The sequence below is a fragment of the Corallococcus interemptor genome (assembly GCF_003668875.1).
In the GTDB taxonomy this organism is placed as follows: Bacteria; Myxococcota; Myxococcia; order Myxococcales; family Myxococcaceae; genus Corallococcus; species Corallococcus interemptor.
Map to the genome: position 1 here is coordinate 41,431 of NZ_RAWM01000031.1, position 18,090 is coordinate 59,520.

The following is an 18,090-nucleotide window of genomic DNA, read 5'->3' on the forward strand; positions in this document are numbered from 1 at the left end:
CTCACCCGGACCTCGGGGTGCTGGCGGGGACCAGGGCCGTGGGCTCGGGGCTGGGGGCCACGGTGATGATCACGGACTTCGACGTGGGCGTGCGGCTCTTCTCCGCGAAGCTGGACACCGGCACCAGCACGTTCGCTTCCGGGAAGTAGGTGGCCGCGCACTGGCGCGGGATGTTGTACGGCACCACCAGGAACTCGCGCGCCACCCGCGTCTCTCCCTGGAAGTGGCTGGTGAGGTCCACCTTCTGCCCCGCCGTCAGCCCGCGCGCCTTCACGTCCTCCGGGTGCAGGAACACCACGCGCCGCCCCTGGTGGATGCCCCGGTAGCGGTCATCCAGCCCATACACGGTGGTGTTGTACTGGTCATGCGAGCGCAGCGTCATCATCATGAGCTGCCCGGGCTCCAGCCGGTGGCGCGGCATCGTGTGCACGGTGAAGTGCGCCTTGCCGTCCTTCGTGGTGAAGCGCCCCTCGCGAGGGCCATTGGGCAGCGCGAACCCGCCGGGCTGGTGCACGCGGCGGTTGAAGTCCTCGAAGCCCGGGATGCAGCGCTGGATCAGCTCGCGCACCCGGTCGTAGTCCTCCACCAGGGACAGCCACGGCACCTTCGAGCGAGCCCCCAGCACCGCGTGCGCCAGCCGGGCCACGATGACGGGCTCGCTGAGCAGGTGCTCGGACGCAGGCGTCACGACGCCGCGCGACGCGTGCACGATGCCCATCGAGTCCTCCACCGTCACGAACTGCCGCCCCGCGGCCTGCGCGTCGTGCTCGGTCCGTCCCAGGCACGGGAGGATGAGCGCGCGCCGCCCATGCACCAGGTGCGCGCGGTTGAGCTTCGTGGACACGTGCACGGTGAGCCGCGCGCGCCGGAGCGCCTTCGCGGTGAACTCCGTGTCCGGCGTGGCCGACAGGAAGTTGCCGCCCATGGCGAAGAACACCTTCACGCGCCCGTCGTGCAGCGCTTGAATCGTCCCCACCGTGTCCAGGCCCCTGTGGCGCGGAGGCGCGAAGCCGAACTCCTTCGACAGCGCGTCCATGAACTCCGGCTTGGCGTGCTCCCAGATGCCCATGGTGCGGTCGCCCTGCACGTTGCTGTGACCGCGCACCGGGCACACGCCCGCGCCCTGCTTGCCAATGCCGCCGCGCAGGAGCGTGAGGTTCACGATCTCCTGGATGTTGCCCACCGCGTTCTTGTGCTGCGTGAGCCCCATGGCCCAGCAGAAGATGGTGCGCTCCGAGCGCGCCAGGATGTCCGCCGCCGCTTCAATCTGATCGCGCGGGACGCCGCTCTCCTCCACCACGTCGTCCCACGACACCGTGGCCAGGTGCGCGGCGTACGCGTCGAAGCCCGTCGTCTTGCCTTCCACGAAGGCCCGGTCCACCACCGTGCCCGGCGCCTTCGCCTCCCGGTCCAGCAGCGCCTTGCCCAGGCCCTGCAGGAGCGCCACGTCGCCGTTGATGCGCACCTGGAGGAACAGCTTGTTGAGCGCCGTGCCCGGGCCGAACAGGTGCAGCACCTCCTGCGGGTGCTTGAAGCGGTTGAGCCCCGTCTCCGGCAGCGGGTTGACGCTGACGATTTCACACCCCCGGCGCGCGGCGGCCTGGAGCGCCGTCAGCATGCGCGGGTGGTTGGTGCCCGGGTTCTGCCCGATGACGAAGATGGCCTGCGCGTGGTCGAAGTCCTCCAGCGTCACCGAGCCCTTGCCGATGCCGATGGTCTCCGACAGGCCCGTGCCGCTGGACTCGTGGCACATGTTCGAGCAGTCCGGCAGGTTGTTGGTGCCGAACTGCCGCACGAACAGCTGGTAGAGGAACGCGGCCTCGTTGCTCGTGCGGCCGGACGTGTAGAAGGCCGCCTCGTCGGGTGAGCCCAGCGCGTTCAATTCCTCCGCCACCAGCGCGAAGGCGTCATCCCAGGAGATGGGCTCGTAGTGCGCCGCGCCCTCGCGCAGCACCATGGGGTGCGTGAGCCGGCCCGCCTTGCCCAGCCACAGGTCGGACTGCTCCGCCAGCCGCGCCACGCTCCACTCGCGGAAGAACTCCGGCGTCACGCGCTCCTGGGTGCCCTCCTCCGCGATCGCCTTCGCGCCGTTCTCGCAGTACTCCTGCACGGAGCGGTGCGCGGGGTCCGGCCACGCGCACCCGGGACAGTCGAAGCCGTCCTCCTGGTTGATCTTCCAGACGAGCTTGCCGCCGCGAAACGGGCCCGCCTCGCCCAGCACGTGCTTGAACGCGCTCAGCACCGCGGGCACCCCGCCCGCCACCGTCTTCACCGGCCCCACGTCCGGCGCCCGCGTCTCCAACGGAGGCTGGGCCGCCGGCACCGCCAGCGCGTTCCCCTTCCCGTCCTGTCCCTGATCCATGTCCCACCTTTTGCGCGGCGCGACTCTACCGCGCCCGCGTCCTCCCGGCAGGCCGGGGGGCTGAGTCCCCACTGCGCCACGGAAAACCACGATTACAAGCTTCACCGGGAGCATGCAGGATGATTTCACACGGAGTGCCCCCCGGCGCTCCGCGTCAACCCCCGCATCAGGAGACATCCCCCATGAAGGCCTTCCGTTCCGCCATCGCCGCCGCGCTGTTCCTGTCCCTCCCCGCCCTGGCCGCGCCGGTGGTCCACAGCATCTGGTCCAGCAAGGGCCTCTACGTCGCCGACACCACCGGGCGCTACCCGGTGACGAGCGCCAATGTGGTCGTCGCCTGGAACCAGTCCACCAACACCGCGTTCGTGAACTTCCACGGGTTCGCGGGCGGCAACGAGTACGACTTCGAGCTGGTGGGCTCGCCGGCCATCGCGACCACGGTGGATGACATCACCGGCATCTGGAACATCCGCCGCAACGGCGCGTTCATCTGCACCGGCTGCTCGGGCACCGCCTACTGGCTGAGCCTGCCCGCGGGCGCTGGCAACTACTTCAAGTTCTACGACTCCACCAACGTGTTCCACTTCAGCGCCTACATCGACGCGCGCAAGGACTACTGACGCACGGCGTCCAGCGTGTCCGGGAGCAACGCTGGCCCTGCACGCAAGCCCCCCGCGGCCCCGGGGGTTCGGTTAGGGTGCGCTGCCCCTTTTCCAGGAGTCTTCCGCATGTCCCGCATCATCCGCGCCTCTCGCGGCACCACCCTCTCCTGCAAGGGCTGGGTGCAGGAGGCCGCGCTCCGGATGCTGATGAACAACCTCGACCCGGAAGTGGCCGAGCAGCCCGGAGACCTGGTCGTCTACGGCGGCACCGGCAAGGCCGCCCGGGACTGGCCCTCGTTCGACCGCATCGTCGCGAGCCTCCAGAGCCTCACCGACGAGGAGACGCTGCTCGTGCAGTCCGGCAAGCCCGTGGGCATCCTGCGCACGCACCCGGACGCGCCGCGCGTGCTCATCGCCAACTCCAACCTCGTGGGCCACTGGGCCAACTGGGAGCACTTCCACGAGCTGGAGAAGAAGGGCCTGATGATGTACGGCCAGATGACGGCCGGCTCGTGGATCTACATCGGCACGCAGGGCATCCTGCAGGGCACCTACGAGACCTTCGCCGCCGCGGGCCGCTTCCACTTCGGCAGCGAGGACCTGGCCGGCCGGCTCATCCTCTCCGGCGGCCTGGGCGGCATGGGCGGCGCGCAGCCCCTGGCCGCGACCATGAACAACGCAGTGTTCCTGGGCGTCGAAATCGATCCGCACCGCGCCCAGCGCCGCGTGGAGACGCGCTACCTGGACGTCGTGGCCAAGGACCTGGATGAGGCGCTGGCCCTGGCCAAGGAAGCCCAGCAGAAGCGCGTGGGCCGCTCCATCGCCATCATCGGCAACGCGGCGTCGGTGTTCCGGGAGCTGTACAAGCGCGGCATCAAGCCGGACCTCGTGACGGACCAGACGAGCGCGCATGATCCGCTCAACGGCTACATCCCCACGGACCTGTCGCTGGAGGCCGCCGCGGAGCTGCGCAAGCGCGACCCGGAGGGCTACGTGAAGCGCGCCCGCGAGTCGATGATCATGCACGTGCAGGCCATGAACGACTTCCAGGCCGCCGGCAGCCACGTCTTCGACTACGGCAACAACCTGCGCGGCCAGGCGAAGGTGGGCGGCATGCAGAACGCCTTCGAGTTCCCCGGCTTCGTGCCCGCGTACATCCGCCCGCTCTTCTGCGAGGGCCTGGGGCCCTTCCGCTGGGTGGCCCTGTCCGGAGACCCGGAGGACATCCGCCGCACGGACCGCGCGGTGCGCGAGCTCTTCCCCCAGAAGGCATCGCTCAACCGCTGGCTGGACATGGCCCAGGAGCGCGTGGCGTTCCAGGGCCTGCCCGCGCGCATCTGCTGGCTGGGCTACGGCGAGCGCGCCAAGGCGGGCCTCGCCTTCAACGAGCTGGTCCGCAAGGGCGAGGTGAAGGCCCCCATCGTGATTGGCCGCGACCACCTGGACTGCGGCAGCGTGGCGTCCCCCAACCGCGAGACGGAGGCCATGAAGGACGGCTCGGACGCGGTGGCGGACTGGCCCATCCTGAACGCGCTGGTGAACGCGGTGAACGGCGCGTCGTGGGTGTCGTTCCACCACGGCGGCGGCGTGGGCATGGGCTACTCGCTGCACGCGGGCCAGGTCATCGTCGCGGACGGCACCCCGGAGGCCGCGCGCCGCATCGAGCGCGTGCTCACGTCCGACCCGGGCATGGGCGTGCTGCGCCACGCGGACGCGGGCTACCCGGAGGCCATCGACGTGGCGAAGGAGCGGGGCGTGCGCATCCCCGGCCTCACCGCCTAGAGTGCGGCGGATGCGAGGTCGCGTCCGGACGTTGGTGATGGCAGCGGCGGTGGGAGTGCTCGCGGGCTGCACGCCCACCACCGCCGGGCCCATGGTGATGCGCATGGGCCCGGGCCTGCCCCAGGAGAACTTCTTCCAGCTGGGCCTGCGCGCCGGCCCCCGCCTCAACGCCCCGCAGCTGTCGGAGCGCGGGGAGAACGGCACCTTCCACGGCGACGCGAAGCCCTTCCACAATGATCAATGGGGCATCGACATCGACGGCTCGGTGACGGTGCCCGTGAGCGACCGGCTGTCGTGGCACGTGGGCCTGCAGGGCGAGTTCGTCGGCCTGCCCGTGCCCGGCTACGGCGTCTATTCGGGCGTGTCGTACTACGCCGGCTCGGAGCGGCTGGGCCTGGCGCCGGCCCTCTCCGTGCGCGGCGCGTCCGACTTCGGGCTGGGGGAGACGGACAGCACCAGCAGCCTGTTCGGCGTGGAGGCCACCTGCGCCTTCACCGTGCAGCCGGAGCCCGGCATGTCGCTGGGCCTGGTGCCGTTCATCAGCGTGAACCAGTCGCTGGTGAACCCCGGCTCGCAGGTGACGACGTACTTCTATGGCGCCGTGGTGGCGGCGCAGCTCAAGTTCGGCGGGACGCGCACGAAGCTGGAGCTGTCCGGCGGCTTCGGCCGCGCGCACTCGGGTGACACCCACTGGAACGCGCCTGTCGTGGGCGCACGCGGAGGACGCTGAAGATGGAAGCCCTGGACCTGTGGGTGCGCAACACCTCCGAGGTGCTCACCGTGGAGGGCACCCACCGCGAGCCCGCGGAAGCGGCCCTCACCCCGCGCCCCGGAGCGGGCATCGGCGTGAAGGACGGCCGCGTGGCCTACGTAGGCCCGGAGTCCGGCCTGCCCAAGGGCGCGCTCACGGACGCGACGGAGGTCATCGACGCGGAAGGGGGCTTCGTGGGCCCGGGCTTCGTGGATCCGCACACGCACCTGGTGTTCGCGGGCGAGCGCTCCGCCGAGTTCGACCTGCGCAACCAGGGCGCCACGTACCTCGAAATCGCCAAGGCCGGCGGCGGCATCGCCAACACGGTGAGCGCCACGCGCGCCGCGAGCGAGGAGGAGCTGGCGAAGCTCGCCCTGCCCCGCCTGGAGCGGCTGCTCGCGCAGGGCGTGACGACCGCCGAGGTGAAGAGCGGCTACGGCCTTTCGCTCGACGACGAGCTCAAGATGCTGCGCGCGGTGCGCCGCCTGGGCACCCTGTCTCCGCTGGAGCTGGTGCCCACGCTGCTGTGCGCGCACGCCGTGCCCGCCGAGTACAAGGACCGCCGCGCCGGGTACCTGGACCTCTGCATCAACGAAATCCTGCCCGCCGTCGCGCGCGAGGGCCTGGCGCGCTTCTGCGACGTCTTCACCGAGGACAGCGCCTTCACCGTGGAGGAGTCCCGCCGGCTGCTCAACGCGGGCAAGGCGCTGGGCCTCACGCCGCGCCTGCACGCGGATCAGCTCACCGCGTGCGGTGCGTCCGCCCTGGCCGCGGAGGTGGGCGCCGCCAGCGCGGACCACCTGGAGCAGGTGACGGACGAGGGCATCCGCGCGCTCGCCGCCGCGAACGTCACCGCCGTACTCGTGCCCACCTCCACCCTCTTCCTGCGCATGCGCCCCTACGCGCCCGGCCGGAAGCTGCGTGACGCGGGCGTCAACATTGCTTTGGGTTCAAACGTGAACCCCGGCTCCTCCATGACGGAGAACCTGGCGTTGGTGCTGGGGCTCGCCTGCCTGGAGAACGGCCTGTCAGCGGCGGAGGCCTACTGGGCCGCCACCCGAGGCGCCGCGCAATGCTTGGGGTTGCAACGGCAAGGGCGTCTGGCAGTGGGCGATGCGGGCGACCTGGTGGTGTTCGCCTGTCGCGGCTACCGGCATCTGCCTTATCATCTGGGTATCAGTCACGCGCGCGTGGTGGTGAAGGGCGGACGTGTGGTGTTTCGCGCGCGTATGAATCACTGCCCCTGAGTGGGTGCCGCTGAACAACTGGCACCAGACATGGGGGCAGGTGGAAGTTCCCTCGTGGGCCGGCCGTTGTAGAGATCAGCTGCCACCATGTGCCGATTATTTGGTTTCAGGAGTGCTGTTCCCGCTGCTGTGCATACCGCCCTTGTGACGGAGAGGAATTCCCTCCTCATCCAGTCGCGTGAACACAAGGACGGCTGGGGTATCGCCACGTACGGACAGGAGTGTTCGCCGCTCGTCGCGCATGGCGTAGGCCCGGCGCACAGCGACCCTGACTTCGAGCGCGTGTCGAGCCAGGTCTCCGCGCGCACCGTGGTCGCGCACATCCGTCAGGCGAGCGTGGGCGCGGTGGAGCTGCGCAACTCGCACCCGTTCTATTACGGCCGCTGGTCCTTCGTTCACAACGGCACGCTGCGCGAGTTCGCGAAGCACAAGGCCGCCGTGGAAGCGCTCATCCACCCGGAGCTGCGCGTCAACATCAAGGGCACGACGGACAGCGAGCGCTGCTTCTATCTGTTCCTGACGCGGCTGTCGGCGCGCGGGCCGCTCGACGGCACGGTGAGCGTGGAGGCGATGGCGCAGGCGCTCGCGGAGACGATGACGCTGGTGTCCACGATGACGGACGTGCCGGGGAGCCGCGAGCCGAAGGAGCGCTCCGCGATGAACTTCCTCGTCACGGACGGCGAGGCGATGGTGGCCACGCGCCGCAACCGCACGCTCTTCATCTCCTCCGGCATGGGCGGATGCCCGGACGCGCTGCGCGGGCCGAACACAAGCGTGCCGCTGCAGCAGTTCCTCGTCGCCAGCGAGTCGCTGTGCGGCGGGCCGCACTGGGTGCCGGTGGATGAAGAGGACGTGGTGGGCGTGGACGCGCGGCTCGTGTTCCACCGCTGGAAGGTGCAGACGCTGGCGGACGGGGTGCTGAACCCGCGGCCGCTGGAGCAGCACGCCACGTTCTGATTCAGCCCAGCCACGCCTCGAGCAACGCGGCGGGACGCGCGCCGAAGGCCTCCACGTCGAGGCTCCGCGCGTCCTCGCCCTCATGGCGGAGCGTGACGCGCAGGAAGTCGCGCGGCGCGGCCTGGGGGATGCGGTCCAACCACTCCACAAGCATCGCGTGGTCGCCGCCCACCAGGTCCAGGAACCCGGTGGCGTACAGCTCGTCGTAGTCCGACAGGCGGTACAGGTCCGCGTGGTAGAGCGGGATGCGGCCCGCGTACGGATAAACGATCGCGAACGTGGGGCTGGCCACCTCGGACTCCGCGACGCCCGCCCCTTCCGCCACGCCGCGCACCAGGTGCGTCTTGCCCGCGCCCAGGTCGCCAATCAGCCCCACGAAGTCCCCGGGCTGGAGCAGCTGCCCCAGCTTCACGCCCAGCCGGTGCGTCTCCTCCGGTGAAGGAGACACGAGCCGCCGCGAGCGCGTGCTGCTCATCGCTCCCACCGCGTCCAGACGTGGCCCAGGCCAATCAACAAATCCGTGGCGATGAGCCCCATCATCCCGCGCTGCTGGGCCATCAGGTCGCCCGCGAGCCCGTGCGCGTAGACCGCCGTCCACGCGGCCTTGGGCAGCGGAATCCCCTGCGCGAGCAGCGCGCCGCACACGCCCGACAGCACGTCACCCGTGCCGCCCGTGGCCATGCCCGCGTTGCCCGTGGGGTTGATGAACACGCGCCCACCGGCCTCCGCGATGAGCGTCCGCGAGCCCTTGAGCACCACCGTGCAGTTGAGCGAGGTGGCCAGGTTCAGCGCCACGCCCACGCGGTGCGCCTGCACGTCCTTCGTCGTCCGGCCCCACAGCCGCGCCATCTCTCCCGGGTGCGGCGTGAGCAGCACGGGTCCCTTCGCATCCCGCAGCACCTTGAGGTCCTCGGCGACGGCGTTGAGCGCGTCCGCGTCCAGCACCGCGGGCACCTCCACGGACGCCAGCAGGTCCCCAATCAGCGCGCCCGTCTCCGGCCCCCGGGGAATGCCCGGCCCCATCACCAGCGCGTCCTTGCCCTCCAGCGCGGCCTTCAGCGCCTCGAGGTCACCCTTCCCCAGCGGGCCCTCGCCCGGCAGCGGGACGCCCATGATCTCCGGCGAGTGCGCCATCACCCACGGCAGCGCCTCCGGGCGCGTGGCCACGGTGACGAGCCCCGCCCCGCTGCGCAGCGCGGACAGGGCCACCATCGCCGCCGCGCCCGTCTTGCCCGGGCTGCCCGCCACCACCAGCACGTGGCCGTAGGTGCCCTTGTGCGAATCCGCGCGACGCTTCGGCAGCGCCTCCCGAGCGTCCTTCTCCTCCACGCGGAACAACTCCGCGCCGGACACCGCGCGCGTGGACTCACCGCCCAGGCCAATGTCCACGCGCCGCACGTCGCCGCACAGCGACGCGCCGGGCTCCAGCTCATGCGCGGGCTTCACGAAGCCGAACGCCACCGTGACGTCCGCCTCCACGCACGGCGAGAAGGGCTCCGCCGTGTCGCTCTGCAACCCGGACGGCACGTCCGCGGCCACCACCTTCGCCCCCGCGCGCCGCCACCGCGCCACGGTGCCAATGGCGTCCGCGAAGATGCCTTCCGGCGCGCGCTTCAGCCCCGTGCCGAAGAGGGCATCCACCACCACGTCGCCAGGGCCGGCCTCCGGCAGCGCCTCGAAGGCGCGGGGCGATTCACCAAAGCCCTCCAGCGCCTGGAGGTTGCGCTTCGCCTCCGGGGTGAGCTTCTCGCTGTCCCCCACCAGCGCCACCACCACCCGGCCGCCGCCCTCCAGCAGGAAGCGCGCGGCGACCAGGCCGTCCCCGCCGTTGTTGCCGGGGCCGCACAGCACCGTGAAGCGCCCGCCCGGGCCCGCGACACTCCGCGCGGCCTCCGCGAGCGCACGGCCCGCGTTCTCCATCAACAGCCCGGACGGCATCCCGTGCTTGTCCTGGGCGGCCACTTCGGCCTCGCGCATCTGGTTCGCGGTGAGCACGCGCTGCATGGCTTCCAACCTCCCTACTTCGTCTGGAGCACCACCGTGGCCGCGGCCACGCCGGCATCATGGGTGAGCGCGAGCATCGCCTCCCACCCCCGCGCTTCCATCACCTCACGGGCCACGCCGGAGAGCACGAAGCGCGGCGGACCGCCCTCGCGCACCACCTCCATGTCCCGCCACTTCACTCCTGGAGGCACGCCCATCGCCTTCACCAGCGCCTCCTTCGCCGCGAACCTCGCCGCGTACGCGCTGGCCGCGTCGTGCCGGGGCGCGCAGTACGCGCGCTCCCCGTCGGTGTACACGCGCGCGAGGAACGCCTCCGCGCGCGGACCGGCGAGGATGCGCTGGATGCGCTCGATGGAGCAGAGGTCCAACCCCAAGCCGACGATGGGCATACGGGCTGCGTCTCCTCACCCCGGGTCGCGCATCAGCTCGAGCATCTCACGCACCGCGCGCTCGAAGCCCACCAGCACCGCGCGCGCCACGATGGCGTGCCCGATGTTCAGCTCGTCGATCTCCTGGATGCGAGCAATCGCCTGCACGTTGTCGTAGTTGAGCCCGTGCCCGGCGGCCACGCCCATGCCCAGCTTGGCGCTCGCCTTGGCCGCGTCCACGATGCGCGCCAATTCCCGCGCGCGCTCCTTCTCGTTGCGCGCCTCGCAGTAGCGGCCCGTGTGCAGCTCGATGCGGTCCGCGTTCACCTTGTGCGACGCGCGCACCTGGTCCAGGTCGGGGTCGATGAACAGCGAGACGGCGATCTCCCCGTCCTTGAGGTTCTTGATGATCTTCGCGATGGACTCGCGCTGGCCGGCCACTTCCAGGCCGCCCTCGGTGGTGAGCTCCTCGCGCCGCTCGGGGACGAGCGTCACCACGTCCGGCTTGTACTCGTAGGCGATCTTCACCATCTCCGCGGTGGCGGCCATCTCCAGGTTCAGGAGCGTCTGCACCGTCTCGCGGAGGATGCGCAGATCCCGGTCCTGGATGTGGCGCCGGTCCTCGCGCAGGTGGATGGTGATCTGCCGGGCGCCGGCCAGCTCCGCCATCGCCGCGGCCGTCACCGGATCCGGATACACGGTGCGCCGCGCCTGACGCAGCGTCGCCACGTGATCCACGTTGACACCCAGTCGCTGTCCCATCGTCCCGCTCCTTGCGCTGGCGCGGTGCGGGATTGTCCAGGGACCCGGGCCCGCGCCGGCCCCTCTATTCGTGGCCGGCGTCCGGAAGTCAACCGCTGTCGCTAACCGTTGAGCGCCTTGGAGAGCGCCTCGACGATTTCGCGGGCGTACGCCTCGTTGCGCGCCGCGTCCTCGCCTTCAATCAGCACGCGGGCCTTGGGCTCCGTGCCGGAGAAGCGCACCAGCACGCGGCCGTTGCTGCCCAGCTTCTGCTCCACGTTCTTGATGGCCTTCATCACCGTGGGCAGCTCACCCAGCTCCTTCTTCTGCTTCACGACGACGTTGAGCAGCGTCTGGGGCACCGGCTGGAAGATGGAGGCCAGCTCCGACAGCGGCTTCTGCTGACGGCACATGACGGCCAGCAGCTGCAGCGCCGCGAGCGTGCCGTCGCCCGTGGTGGTGTGGTTCAGGAAGATGAGGTGGCCGCTCTGCTCGCCGCCCAGGCTGTAGCCGTTGCGGCGCATCTCGTCCACGACGTGCCGGTCGCCCACGCGAGTGCGGACCACCTTCACGCCCCACTGGGACACCGCGCGCTCCAGGCCGATGTTGCTCATCACCGTGGAGACGAGCGTCTTCTTCTTCAGCTCCTTGCGCGCGACGAGCTCACCCGTGCAGATGGCCATGATGGCATCGCCGTCCACGACGTTGCCCTTCTCGTCCACGACGATGAGGCGGTCCGCGTCGCCGTCCAGCGCGATGCCCAGGTGGGCGCCGTGCTTCACCACGGCCTTGGCCAGGCCCTCCGGGTGGAGCGCGCCGCACTTGTGGTTGATGTTCTTGCCGTCCGGGGACACGCCCAGCGCGATGACCTTCGCGCCCAGCTCCTCCAGCACCGCGGGCGCCGTGCGGTACGCCGCGCCGTTGGCGCAGTCCACCACGATGGTCATCCCCTCCAGCGTCAGCTCGCGGGGAAACGTGGCCTTCAGGTAGACGATGTAGCGGCCGCGCGCGTCGTCCAGGCGGATGGCCCGGCCAATCTTCGTCGCCGTGGGGCGGATGTTGTCGATTTCGCCGCTGGAGACCAGCTCTTCAATCTTCGCTTCGGTCTCGTCCGGCAGCTTGAAGCCGTCGCGCCAGAAGAACTTGATGCCGTTGTCCTGGTACGGGTTGTGGGACGCCGAGATGACGGCGCCCGCGTCCGCGCGCATGGACGTGGTGAGGTTGGAGATGCCGGGCGTGGGCAGCGGGCCCACCTGCTCCACGTCGACGCCCATGGAGATGAGGCCGGCGGACAGGGCCTGCTCCAGCATGTAGCCGGACAGGCGCGTGTCCTTGCCCACGATGACGCGGTGGCGGTGCGGACCGTTGCGGATGAGGTACGCGAGGGCGCGGCCCAGCTTCATCGCGACCTCGGCCGTCATCGGATAGACGTTCGCCACGCCACGGACGCCGTCCGTGCCGAACAGCCTTTCCGTCTTCTGCGCTTCCTTCGGGGGCATGTCCATCCTGTACGCCATGTGTGCCGCTCCACCTTTCCCATTGCCGGAAGGGCTCCGGCCACTCGCGTCCGGGGCTTATACCCCGTCCGGCACGTGGGCCCGAAGCTAGGGATGCGGTGCCACCCAGGCAAGCGCCCAGGCATGCTGAACCTGCTTGTCTACGACGCCAGGGCTTGCGCCCGTCAGCCGCCGTACAGGTCACCGCCACCCCGGGCCCGCCGGATGGCGTCCGCCACCGCCAGCGCGTCCCGGGCCTCGCCCACGTCGTGCACCCGCACCACGTCCGCGCCCCCCATCACGGCCATGGCCGCCACGGAGCCCAGGGTGGCCGCCAGGCGCTCCTGGGGGCCCTTGCCGCCCGCAAGCTTCCCGAGGAAGGACTTGCGGCTGGTGCCCACCAGCAGGGGCTGTCCCAGCCCGCGCAGCTCCTCCAGGCGGCGCAAGAGGAAGAGGTTGTGCTCCAGCGTCTTGCCGAACCCGATGCCCGGGTCCAGCAGGATGCGCCCGCGCGGGATGCCCGCCTCGGTGGCGGTGAACATCCCCTCCTCCAGGTAGTCCATCACCTCGGCCACCACGTCCTGGTAGCGGGGGGCCTCCTGCATCGTCCTGGGCATCCCCTGGGTGTGCATCAGGCAACACGCCGCGCCCGCCGCGGCCACCACGCCGGCCAGCGCCGGGTCCGCGTGGAAGCCGGTGACGTCGTTGATGAGGTGGGCGCCGGCCTTGAGGGCCTCCTTCGCCACCGCCGCCTTCATGGTGTCCACGGAGATGGGCACGGTGGAGCGGCGCTTGATGCCCTCCACGACCTTGAGGACGCGCGACAGCTCCTCGTCCGCGGACACCGGCAGCGAGCCCGGCCGGGTGGACTCCCCGCCCACGTCGACGATGTCCGCGCCCGCGTCCACCAGCTTCAGCGCGTGCTCCACGGCGCTGTCCGCGTCCGGGAGGCTGCCGCCGTCGGAGAAGCTGTCCGGCGTCACGTTCACCACGCCCATGAGGTACGTGCGCGCGCCCCACTCGAACCGGCGGCCGCTCAGGGTCAGCGCCGTCATGGGCGTGGGGGACAGCACCTCCTCCAGCACGCGCGCCAGGCCGTCCGTGCGCGGGGACTTGCGGGCGAGCGAAATCAGCCGGTCGAACTGCTGGCGGCTGCCGGACAGGAGCACCTCGCCGGGGTGGTCCACGTGGACACCGGGCGTCCAGGTGGGCAGCTTCTCGCGCTCCTTGGAGCCGTACGGAGGCACCAGCTCCTCCTCGTAGGAGGGGCGGCCCCCGGTGACGAGCACGTGCGCATAGCCCAGCTCGCGCGTCAGGTGCTCGCGCATGCGCGGCGACAGGTTCAGCCGGCGCAGGACGAGCGACAGGTCCTCGGGACGGTCTCGCGAGATGAGGCGGGCACGCAGCACGTTCAGGTCCCCTTCAGAGCGTGAGGGCGGTGAATCAGTGTCGCCGCTTCGCCGGGTCCAGGGAAGAGAGGACGACAGGAACGCGCACGGGGCCCGGCGCCTCGCGAGCAAGGCACCGGACCCTGCGTCAGCGCGTCACATGCCTACGGTGTGAACTGGATGAGCCCCATGTCCGTCTGCCCCGACGACACGAACGTCGTGGCGCCCACCGGCGTGGAGCCCTCGAACGTGAAGGCCACCCGGGTGGAGCCGTCCGGCAGCACCGCCATGAACGCGTTGGACGCCCGGGGTCCCAGCATGCGCGACCAGCGGTGGGCCCCCGTGGGGCTGTAGCTGGCCACGAACCGGATCCCGCGGCCCTGGGGCTGGCCGGCCGTGCCCAGCACGCCGCCGCCGAAGTCGAACGTGTCCGTCGACACGCTGCCGTTCACCAGGATGTTGCCCGCGCCATCCACCGCCACCTGCCTGGCCACGTCTCCGCCGGGCTCGGTCGTCAGCACGCGCACCCAGCCCTCGCCGCCGGACGCGGTGAGCGTGCCGAAGACGCCGTCATCCGGCACGATGTCGTGCATGGGGTCGTAGCTCGAATACGTCTGGCCCTTGAAGGTGAACGTCCCGTTGAAGCCCCCCGCGAACGCCACGCCCCCATCGGGCAGGGCCGCCAGTCCGCGGATGCGGCCGACGCTGCCGTTCAGCCCATAGCCCCACACCGGAGCGCCGGCGGGCGTGAAGCGCGCCACGAAGCCCGTCCCCACGCGCTTGCCCGGGCCCGCGAGGACGGGGTTGTTGCCGCGGCCTCCCATCAGGATGTTGCCGTTGGCATCCGTGGTGAGCGCGTTCGCCTCGGTGTATTCGTCCAGGGTCTCGAAGGCCTGCGACCACTGGTGGCCGCCGTTGTAGTCGTACTTCACCAGGAAGAGGGACTGGGTCTGATCATCCCGGGACTCGCTCATCGCCCCCGCGTAGAGCTCACTGCCACCCAGGTTCGTGTAGCCCTCGAAGTGGCCCGCGACGATGACGCTCCCGTTGGCGTCGGTGGCGACGACGGTGGGAATGACGATGGAGCCGTAGATCTGGCCCTCCCCCCACCCTGGCCGCTTCTCCGCGCGGAAGCCGCGCGCCCAGACGGGGTTTCCGGTGGGGGACAGCTTCAGCACGAACATCCCCGTGCCGGCATTGATGGGCTGCAGCGGACCGGTGCCGAAGTCCGGGCTGCCCTGGTAGGTGCCCACCACCAGCACGTTGCCCACCGGCGTCACCGTCATCGCCCCCAACTCGACCTGCTGCCCCACCCCGTACGCGCGCGACCACTGGTGCTGGGCCGCGTTGTTGAAGCGCGCCACCAGGAATCCCGAGGGCCCCGGCAGCGGCGCGCCTCCCGCTTGCGCCGGGCCGTCGAAGTACCCGCCCCCCAGCACGAAGCCGGTGCCATCCGGCAGGTTGAACAGCCCCGCCGCGGACTCCCGCGCCGCGCCCCCCAGCGTCTTCGCCCAGGTCTGGGAGGGCGTGCTGCTGCCCCGGTAGGTGCACCAGTCGTAGCGGTAGACCGTGTCCAGCTGCGGCCTGCGCGAAACGTTGGACGCCTCGAGCGAGGAGAACTCCGCCCCGTCATCCCCCAGCGGGAGGACGCCCACGTCGAAGGTGTGGCGGTCGAGCACCGCGCCCTTCACGTCCGCCGTCAGCCAGGCGTCGTTGGCGACGGAGGCCACGGTGGCCACCGCGGCGCCCTCCGTCGGCCGGGTGTTCCAGGTGACGGCGGGCGGATAGGCGCCTCCCGTCACCGGATGGAGCGACACGCCCGTGTTCGTCCCCTGCTTCGCGTACAGCCGCAGCCGCGCCTGGATGAGCTCGCCGCCCTCCCCCGCCAGCTGGAAGCGCAGATACGACTGGTAGCGCGTGGGGGCCGCGTCCACGTACAGCGTGGACCCGGTGCTCATGTTCAGGTCCGGCTGATCAGCGCGCACCGACGCGTCGGTCACCGTCACCAGGGTCCTTGCGTCCAGGTACGTCTGAGGCTGGCACGAGGCGGGCAGCGCCGCCTGCTCCACCGCCTTCAACGCCCCGTCCTGGACGTCATCCTCCGCCCCTGTCGCTCCGCCGCACCGTGGCAACACCGCCAGCATCGCCAACGCCGCTGCCCCCTGCGCTCCCCGCTTCCATCCATTCCGCATTGTCTTGGCCGTCCCCCACGAGGCCTTCCCAGCCCCGCGGTTCGTCCAAATTGCATCCGTGGTGCCAGCGAGAATCCGCTCGCGGACAGGGGACCTGCCCTCCAGGGAGGGAATGCGGAGGGCCCGGAGTGGCGCCAGGAGTTCACAAAGACAAACGAAAAGGCCCTCCCCGTTTCCACGGGAAGGGCCTTCGTCACTTCAGGAGGACGCCTTGAGAGGCTTTACGCCTTCTTCGGCTCCATGTTGGGCAGGCCCTCGAGCGCGTCGAGGATCTTCCGCTTGTCCTTCTTCTCCGTCGGCTTCGGCGTGGAGGACACGCGCGGCGCCGGGCGCTCGCGGGTGAGCTGGCCGCCCTGCAGGATGATGTTCACGTCCTCGGCGTCGAGCGTCTCGTACTCCACCAGGGCGTCGGACACGCGCTGGAGCACGTCCAGCTTGTCCGTCAGCAGCTGCTTGCCGGTCGTGTAGCAGCCCACGACGATGCTGCGGACCTCCAAGTCGATCTGCCGGGCGGTGTCCTCGGAGTAGTCCTTGGACGAGTTGAAGTCGCGGCCCAGGAAGACCTCACCGTCGCTCTTGCCGAACGCCAGCGGGCCCATCTTCTCGCTCATGCCCCAGCGGCACACCATGGCGCGCGCCGTCTCCGTCGCACGCTCGATGTCGTTCGCCGCGCCGCTGCTCATCTCGTTGAACATGAGCTCTTCGGCGATGCGGCCACCCATGGCCATGGTGATCTGGTCGAGGATCTGCTTGCGGTAGCCGTTCACCTTGTCCTCGGTGGGCAGGCTCCAGGTGACGCCCAGGGCCTGACCGCGCGGGATGATGGTGACCTTGTGCAGGGGGTCGCAGCCGGGCAGCAGCTTGGCGAGGAGCGCGTGGCCGGCCTCGTGGACGGCCGTGTTCCGCTTCTCCTTGTCGGTCATGATCATGGACCGGCGCTCCGGGCCCATGAAGACCTTGTCCTTCGCCTGCTCGAAGTCCGCCAGGTCCACGCGCTCCTTGTTCTGGCGCGCGGCCATCAGGGCCGACTCGTTGACCAGGTTCTCCAGGTCCGCGCCGGTCATGCCGGGCGTTCCGCGGGCGATGACCTCCAGCTCCACCTCCGGGGCCAGCGGCACGCGGCGGGTGTGCACCTTCAGCACGCCCAGGCGGCCCTTGAGGTCCGGACGGGGAACGATGATGCGGCGGTCGAAGCGGCCCGGGCGCTGGAGCGCCGGGTCCAGCACGTCCGGACGGTTGGTGGCGGCGATGAGGATGACGCCGTCGTTGGACTCGAAGCCGTCCATCTCCACCAGCAGCTGGTTGAGCGTCTGCTCGCGCTCGTCGTGACCACCGCCCAGGCCCGCGCCACGGTGGCGGCCCACGGCGTCGATCTCGTCGATGAAGATGATGCAGGGGGCGTTCTTCTTGCCCTGCTCGAAGAGGTCGCGCACGCGGCTGGCGCCGACGCCCACGAACATCTCCACGAAGTCCGAGCCGGAGATGGAGAAGAACGGGACGCCCGCCTCACCGGCCACCGCGCGGGCAAGCAGCGTCTTGCCCGTACCCGGGGGGCCCATCATCAGCACGCCCTTGGGGATGCGGCCGCCCAGCTTGGTGAACTTCTTGGGGTCCTTGAGGAAGGCGACGATCTCCTCCAGCTCCTCCTTGCACTCGTCCACGCCAGCCACGTCCGCGAACGTGACCTTGTTGTGGCTTTCGCTGAGGAGCTTCGCCTTGGACTTCCCGAACGTCATCGCCTTGCCGCTGCCGCCCTGGAGCTGGCGCATGAAGAAGATGAAGAACAGGAACAGGAAGACGACGGGCATCCACTGCCCGAGGATGGTCAGCCAGAGGCTGTTCTGCTCCTCGCGCTCGTACTTCACGTCCACGCCAGAGGCGCGGAGCTGGTTGAGCACGGCCACGTCCGGCGCGGGCCCCGTCGTCCGGAACTTGTCGTTCGAGTCGCTGAACGTGCCGGAGTAGGTGTTGCCCTTGACGGAGACGGCACGGACCTTCTTCTCCTCCACCTTGGTCAGAAGCTGGGTGAAGGTCGGTTCCTGCACCTGCTCGTTGCCTTGCGAGAAGAAATTGTAGAAGGCGACGAAGAGGACGATCAGGATGACCCAGAGCCCGATGGTCTTGTAGGTCGAACGCACGTTTCAGCTGCCCTTTCGGTACTCGGCGGGATGAGGGCCGTGCCAGGAGGAACCCTGGCGAA

General features: G+C 70.2%; 14 protein-coding genes. 5 read left to right on the plus strand and 9 right to left on the minus strand.

All coding sequences use genetic code 11. The annotated features are described in order from the left end of the window. Position 1 precedes the first annotated feature (1 nt). Complete coding sequence (locus D7X96_RS14335; RefSeq protein WP_121769960.1) at positions 2-2,362, minus strand: FdhF/YdeP family oxidoreductase; 2,361 nt, start codon at positions 2,360-2,362, stop codon at positions 2-4. A 182-nt stretch (positions 2,363-2,544) separates the two neighbouring features. Between D7X96_RS14335 and D7X96_RS14340 the strand changes: the two genes are divergently transcribed. From D7X96_RS14340 to D7X96_RS14360, 5 genes are all read left to right on the plus strand, one after another. Beyond that, positions 2,545-2,982 carry a hypothetical protein gene (locus D7X96_RS14340; protein ID WP_120550600.1) on the plus strand — a complete coding sequence of 146 codons (438 nt, stop codon included), beginning with the start codon at positions 2,545-2,547 and terminating at the stop codon, positions 2,980-2,982. A gap of 108 nt (positions 2,983-3,090) precedes the next feature. Next, positions 3,091-4,746: a urocanate hydratase gene (hutU, locus tag D7X96_RS14345; RefSeq protein WP_121769961.1), complete on the plus strand. Its 1,656-nt coding sequence runs from the start codon at positions 3,091-3,093 to the stop codon at positions 4,744-4,746. Between the two features lie 10 nt (positions 4,747-4,756). Beyond that, positions 4,757-5,476: a hypothetical protein gene (locus D7X96_RS14350; RefSeq protein WP_120550602.1), complete on the plus strand. Its 720-nt coding sequence runs from the start codon at positions 4,757-4,759 to the stop codon at positions 5,474-5,476. A 2-nt stretch (positions 5,477-5,478) separates the two neighbouring features. After that, positions 5,479-6,744 (plus strand): imidazolonepropionase, encoded by a 1,266-nt coding sequence (gene hutI, locus D7X96_RS14355; RefSeq protein WP_121769962.1) that lies wholly within the window; start codon positions 5,479-5,481, stop codon positions 6,742-6,744. Positions 6,745-6,831: 87 nt separating this feature from the next. Continuing rightward, positions 6,832-7,701 carry a class II glutamine amidotransferase gene (locus tag D7X96_RS14360; RefSeq protein WP_120550604.1) on the plus strand — a complete coding sequence of 290 codons (870 nt, stop codon included), beginning with the start codon at positions 6,832-6,834 and terminating at the stop codon, positions 7,699-7,701. A 1-nt stretch (position 7,702) separates the two neighbouring features. On the opposite strand, the gene tsaE is transcribed toward D7X96_RS14360, so the two are convergent. The 8 genes from tsaE to ftsH all read right to left on the minus strand — a co-directional run bounded on the left by tsaE (position 7,703) and on the right by ftsH (position 18,028). Then, on the minus strand, positions 7,703-8,176 hold the full coding sequence (gene tsaE, locus D7X96_RS14365) for a tRNA (adenosine(37)-N6)-threonylcarbamoyltransferase complex ATPase subunit type 1 TsaE (protein ID WP_120550605.1): 474 nt from the start codon (positions 8,174-8,176) through the stop codon (positions 7,703-7,705). After that, entirely contained in the window at positions 8,173-9,705 is a 1,533-nt protein-coding gene (locus D7X96_RS14370; RefSeq protein WP_121769975.1) for an NAD(P)H-hydrate dehydratase, read from the minus strand. The genes tsaE and D7X96_RS14370 overlap by 4 nt, the downstream gene beginning before the upstream one ends. 14 nt (positions 9,706-9,719) lie before the next feature. Then, positions 9,720-10,094, minus strand: coding sequence for a holo-ACP synthase (locus D7X96_RS14375; protein ID WP_120550606.1), 375 nt, complete (start codon positions 10,092-10,094; stop codon positions 9,720-9,722). A 15-nt stretch (positions 10,095-10,109) separates the two neighbouring features. Beyond that, the gene (locus D7X96_RS14380; RefSeq protein ID WP_120550607.1) at positions 10,110-10,835 is read right to left on the minus strand and encodes a pyridoxine 5'-phosphate synthase; all 726 of its coding nucleotides are present in this window, start codon (positions 10,833-10,835) and stop codon (positions 10,110-10,112) included. A gap of 101 nt (positions 10,836-10,936) precedes the next feature. Beyond that, a complete protein-coding gene (gene glmM / locus D7X96_RS14385; RefSeq protein ID WP_120550608.1) occupies positions 10,937-12,331 on the minus strand; it encodes a phosphoglucosamine mutase in 1,395 nt (464 codons plus the stop codon). Between the two features lie 164 nt (positions 12,332-12,495). After that, positions 12,496-13,719, minus strand: a complete 1,224-nt coding sequence (gene folP / locus D7X96_RS14390) for a dihydropteroate synthase (protein ID WP_120550609.1) — start codon at positions 13,717-13,719, stop codon at positions 12,496-12,498. A gap of 143 nt (positions 13,720-13,862) precedes the next feature. Next, positions 13,863-15,842, minus strand: a complete 1,980-nt coding sequence (locus tag D7X96_RS14395; RefSeq protein WP_244219584.1) for a CBM96 family carbohydrate-binding protein — start codon at positions 15,840-15,842, stop codon at positions 13,863-13,865. A 269-nt stretch (positions 15,843-16,111) separates the two neighbouring features. Continuing rightward, positions 16,112-18,028 carry an ATP-dependent zinc metalloprotease FtsH gene (gene ftsH / locus D7X96_RS14400; protein ID WP_120550611.1) on the minus strand — a complete coding sequence of 639 codons (1,917 nt, stop codon included), beginning with the start codon at positions 18,026-18,028 and terminating at the stop codon, positions 16,112-16,114. Positions 18,029-18,090 lie beyond the last annotated feature (62 nt).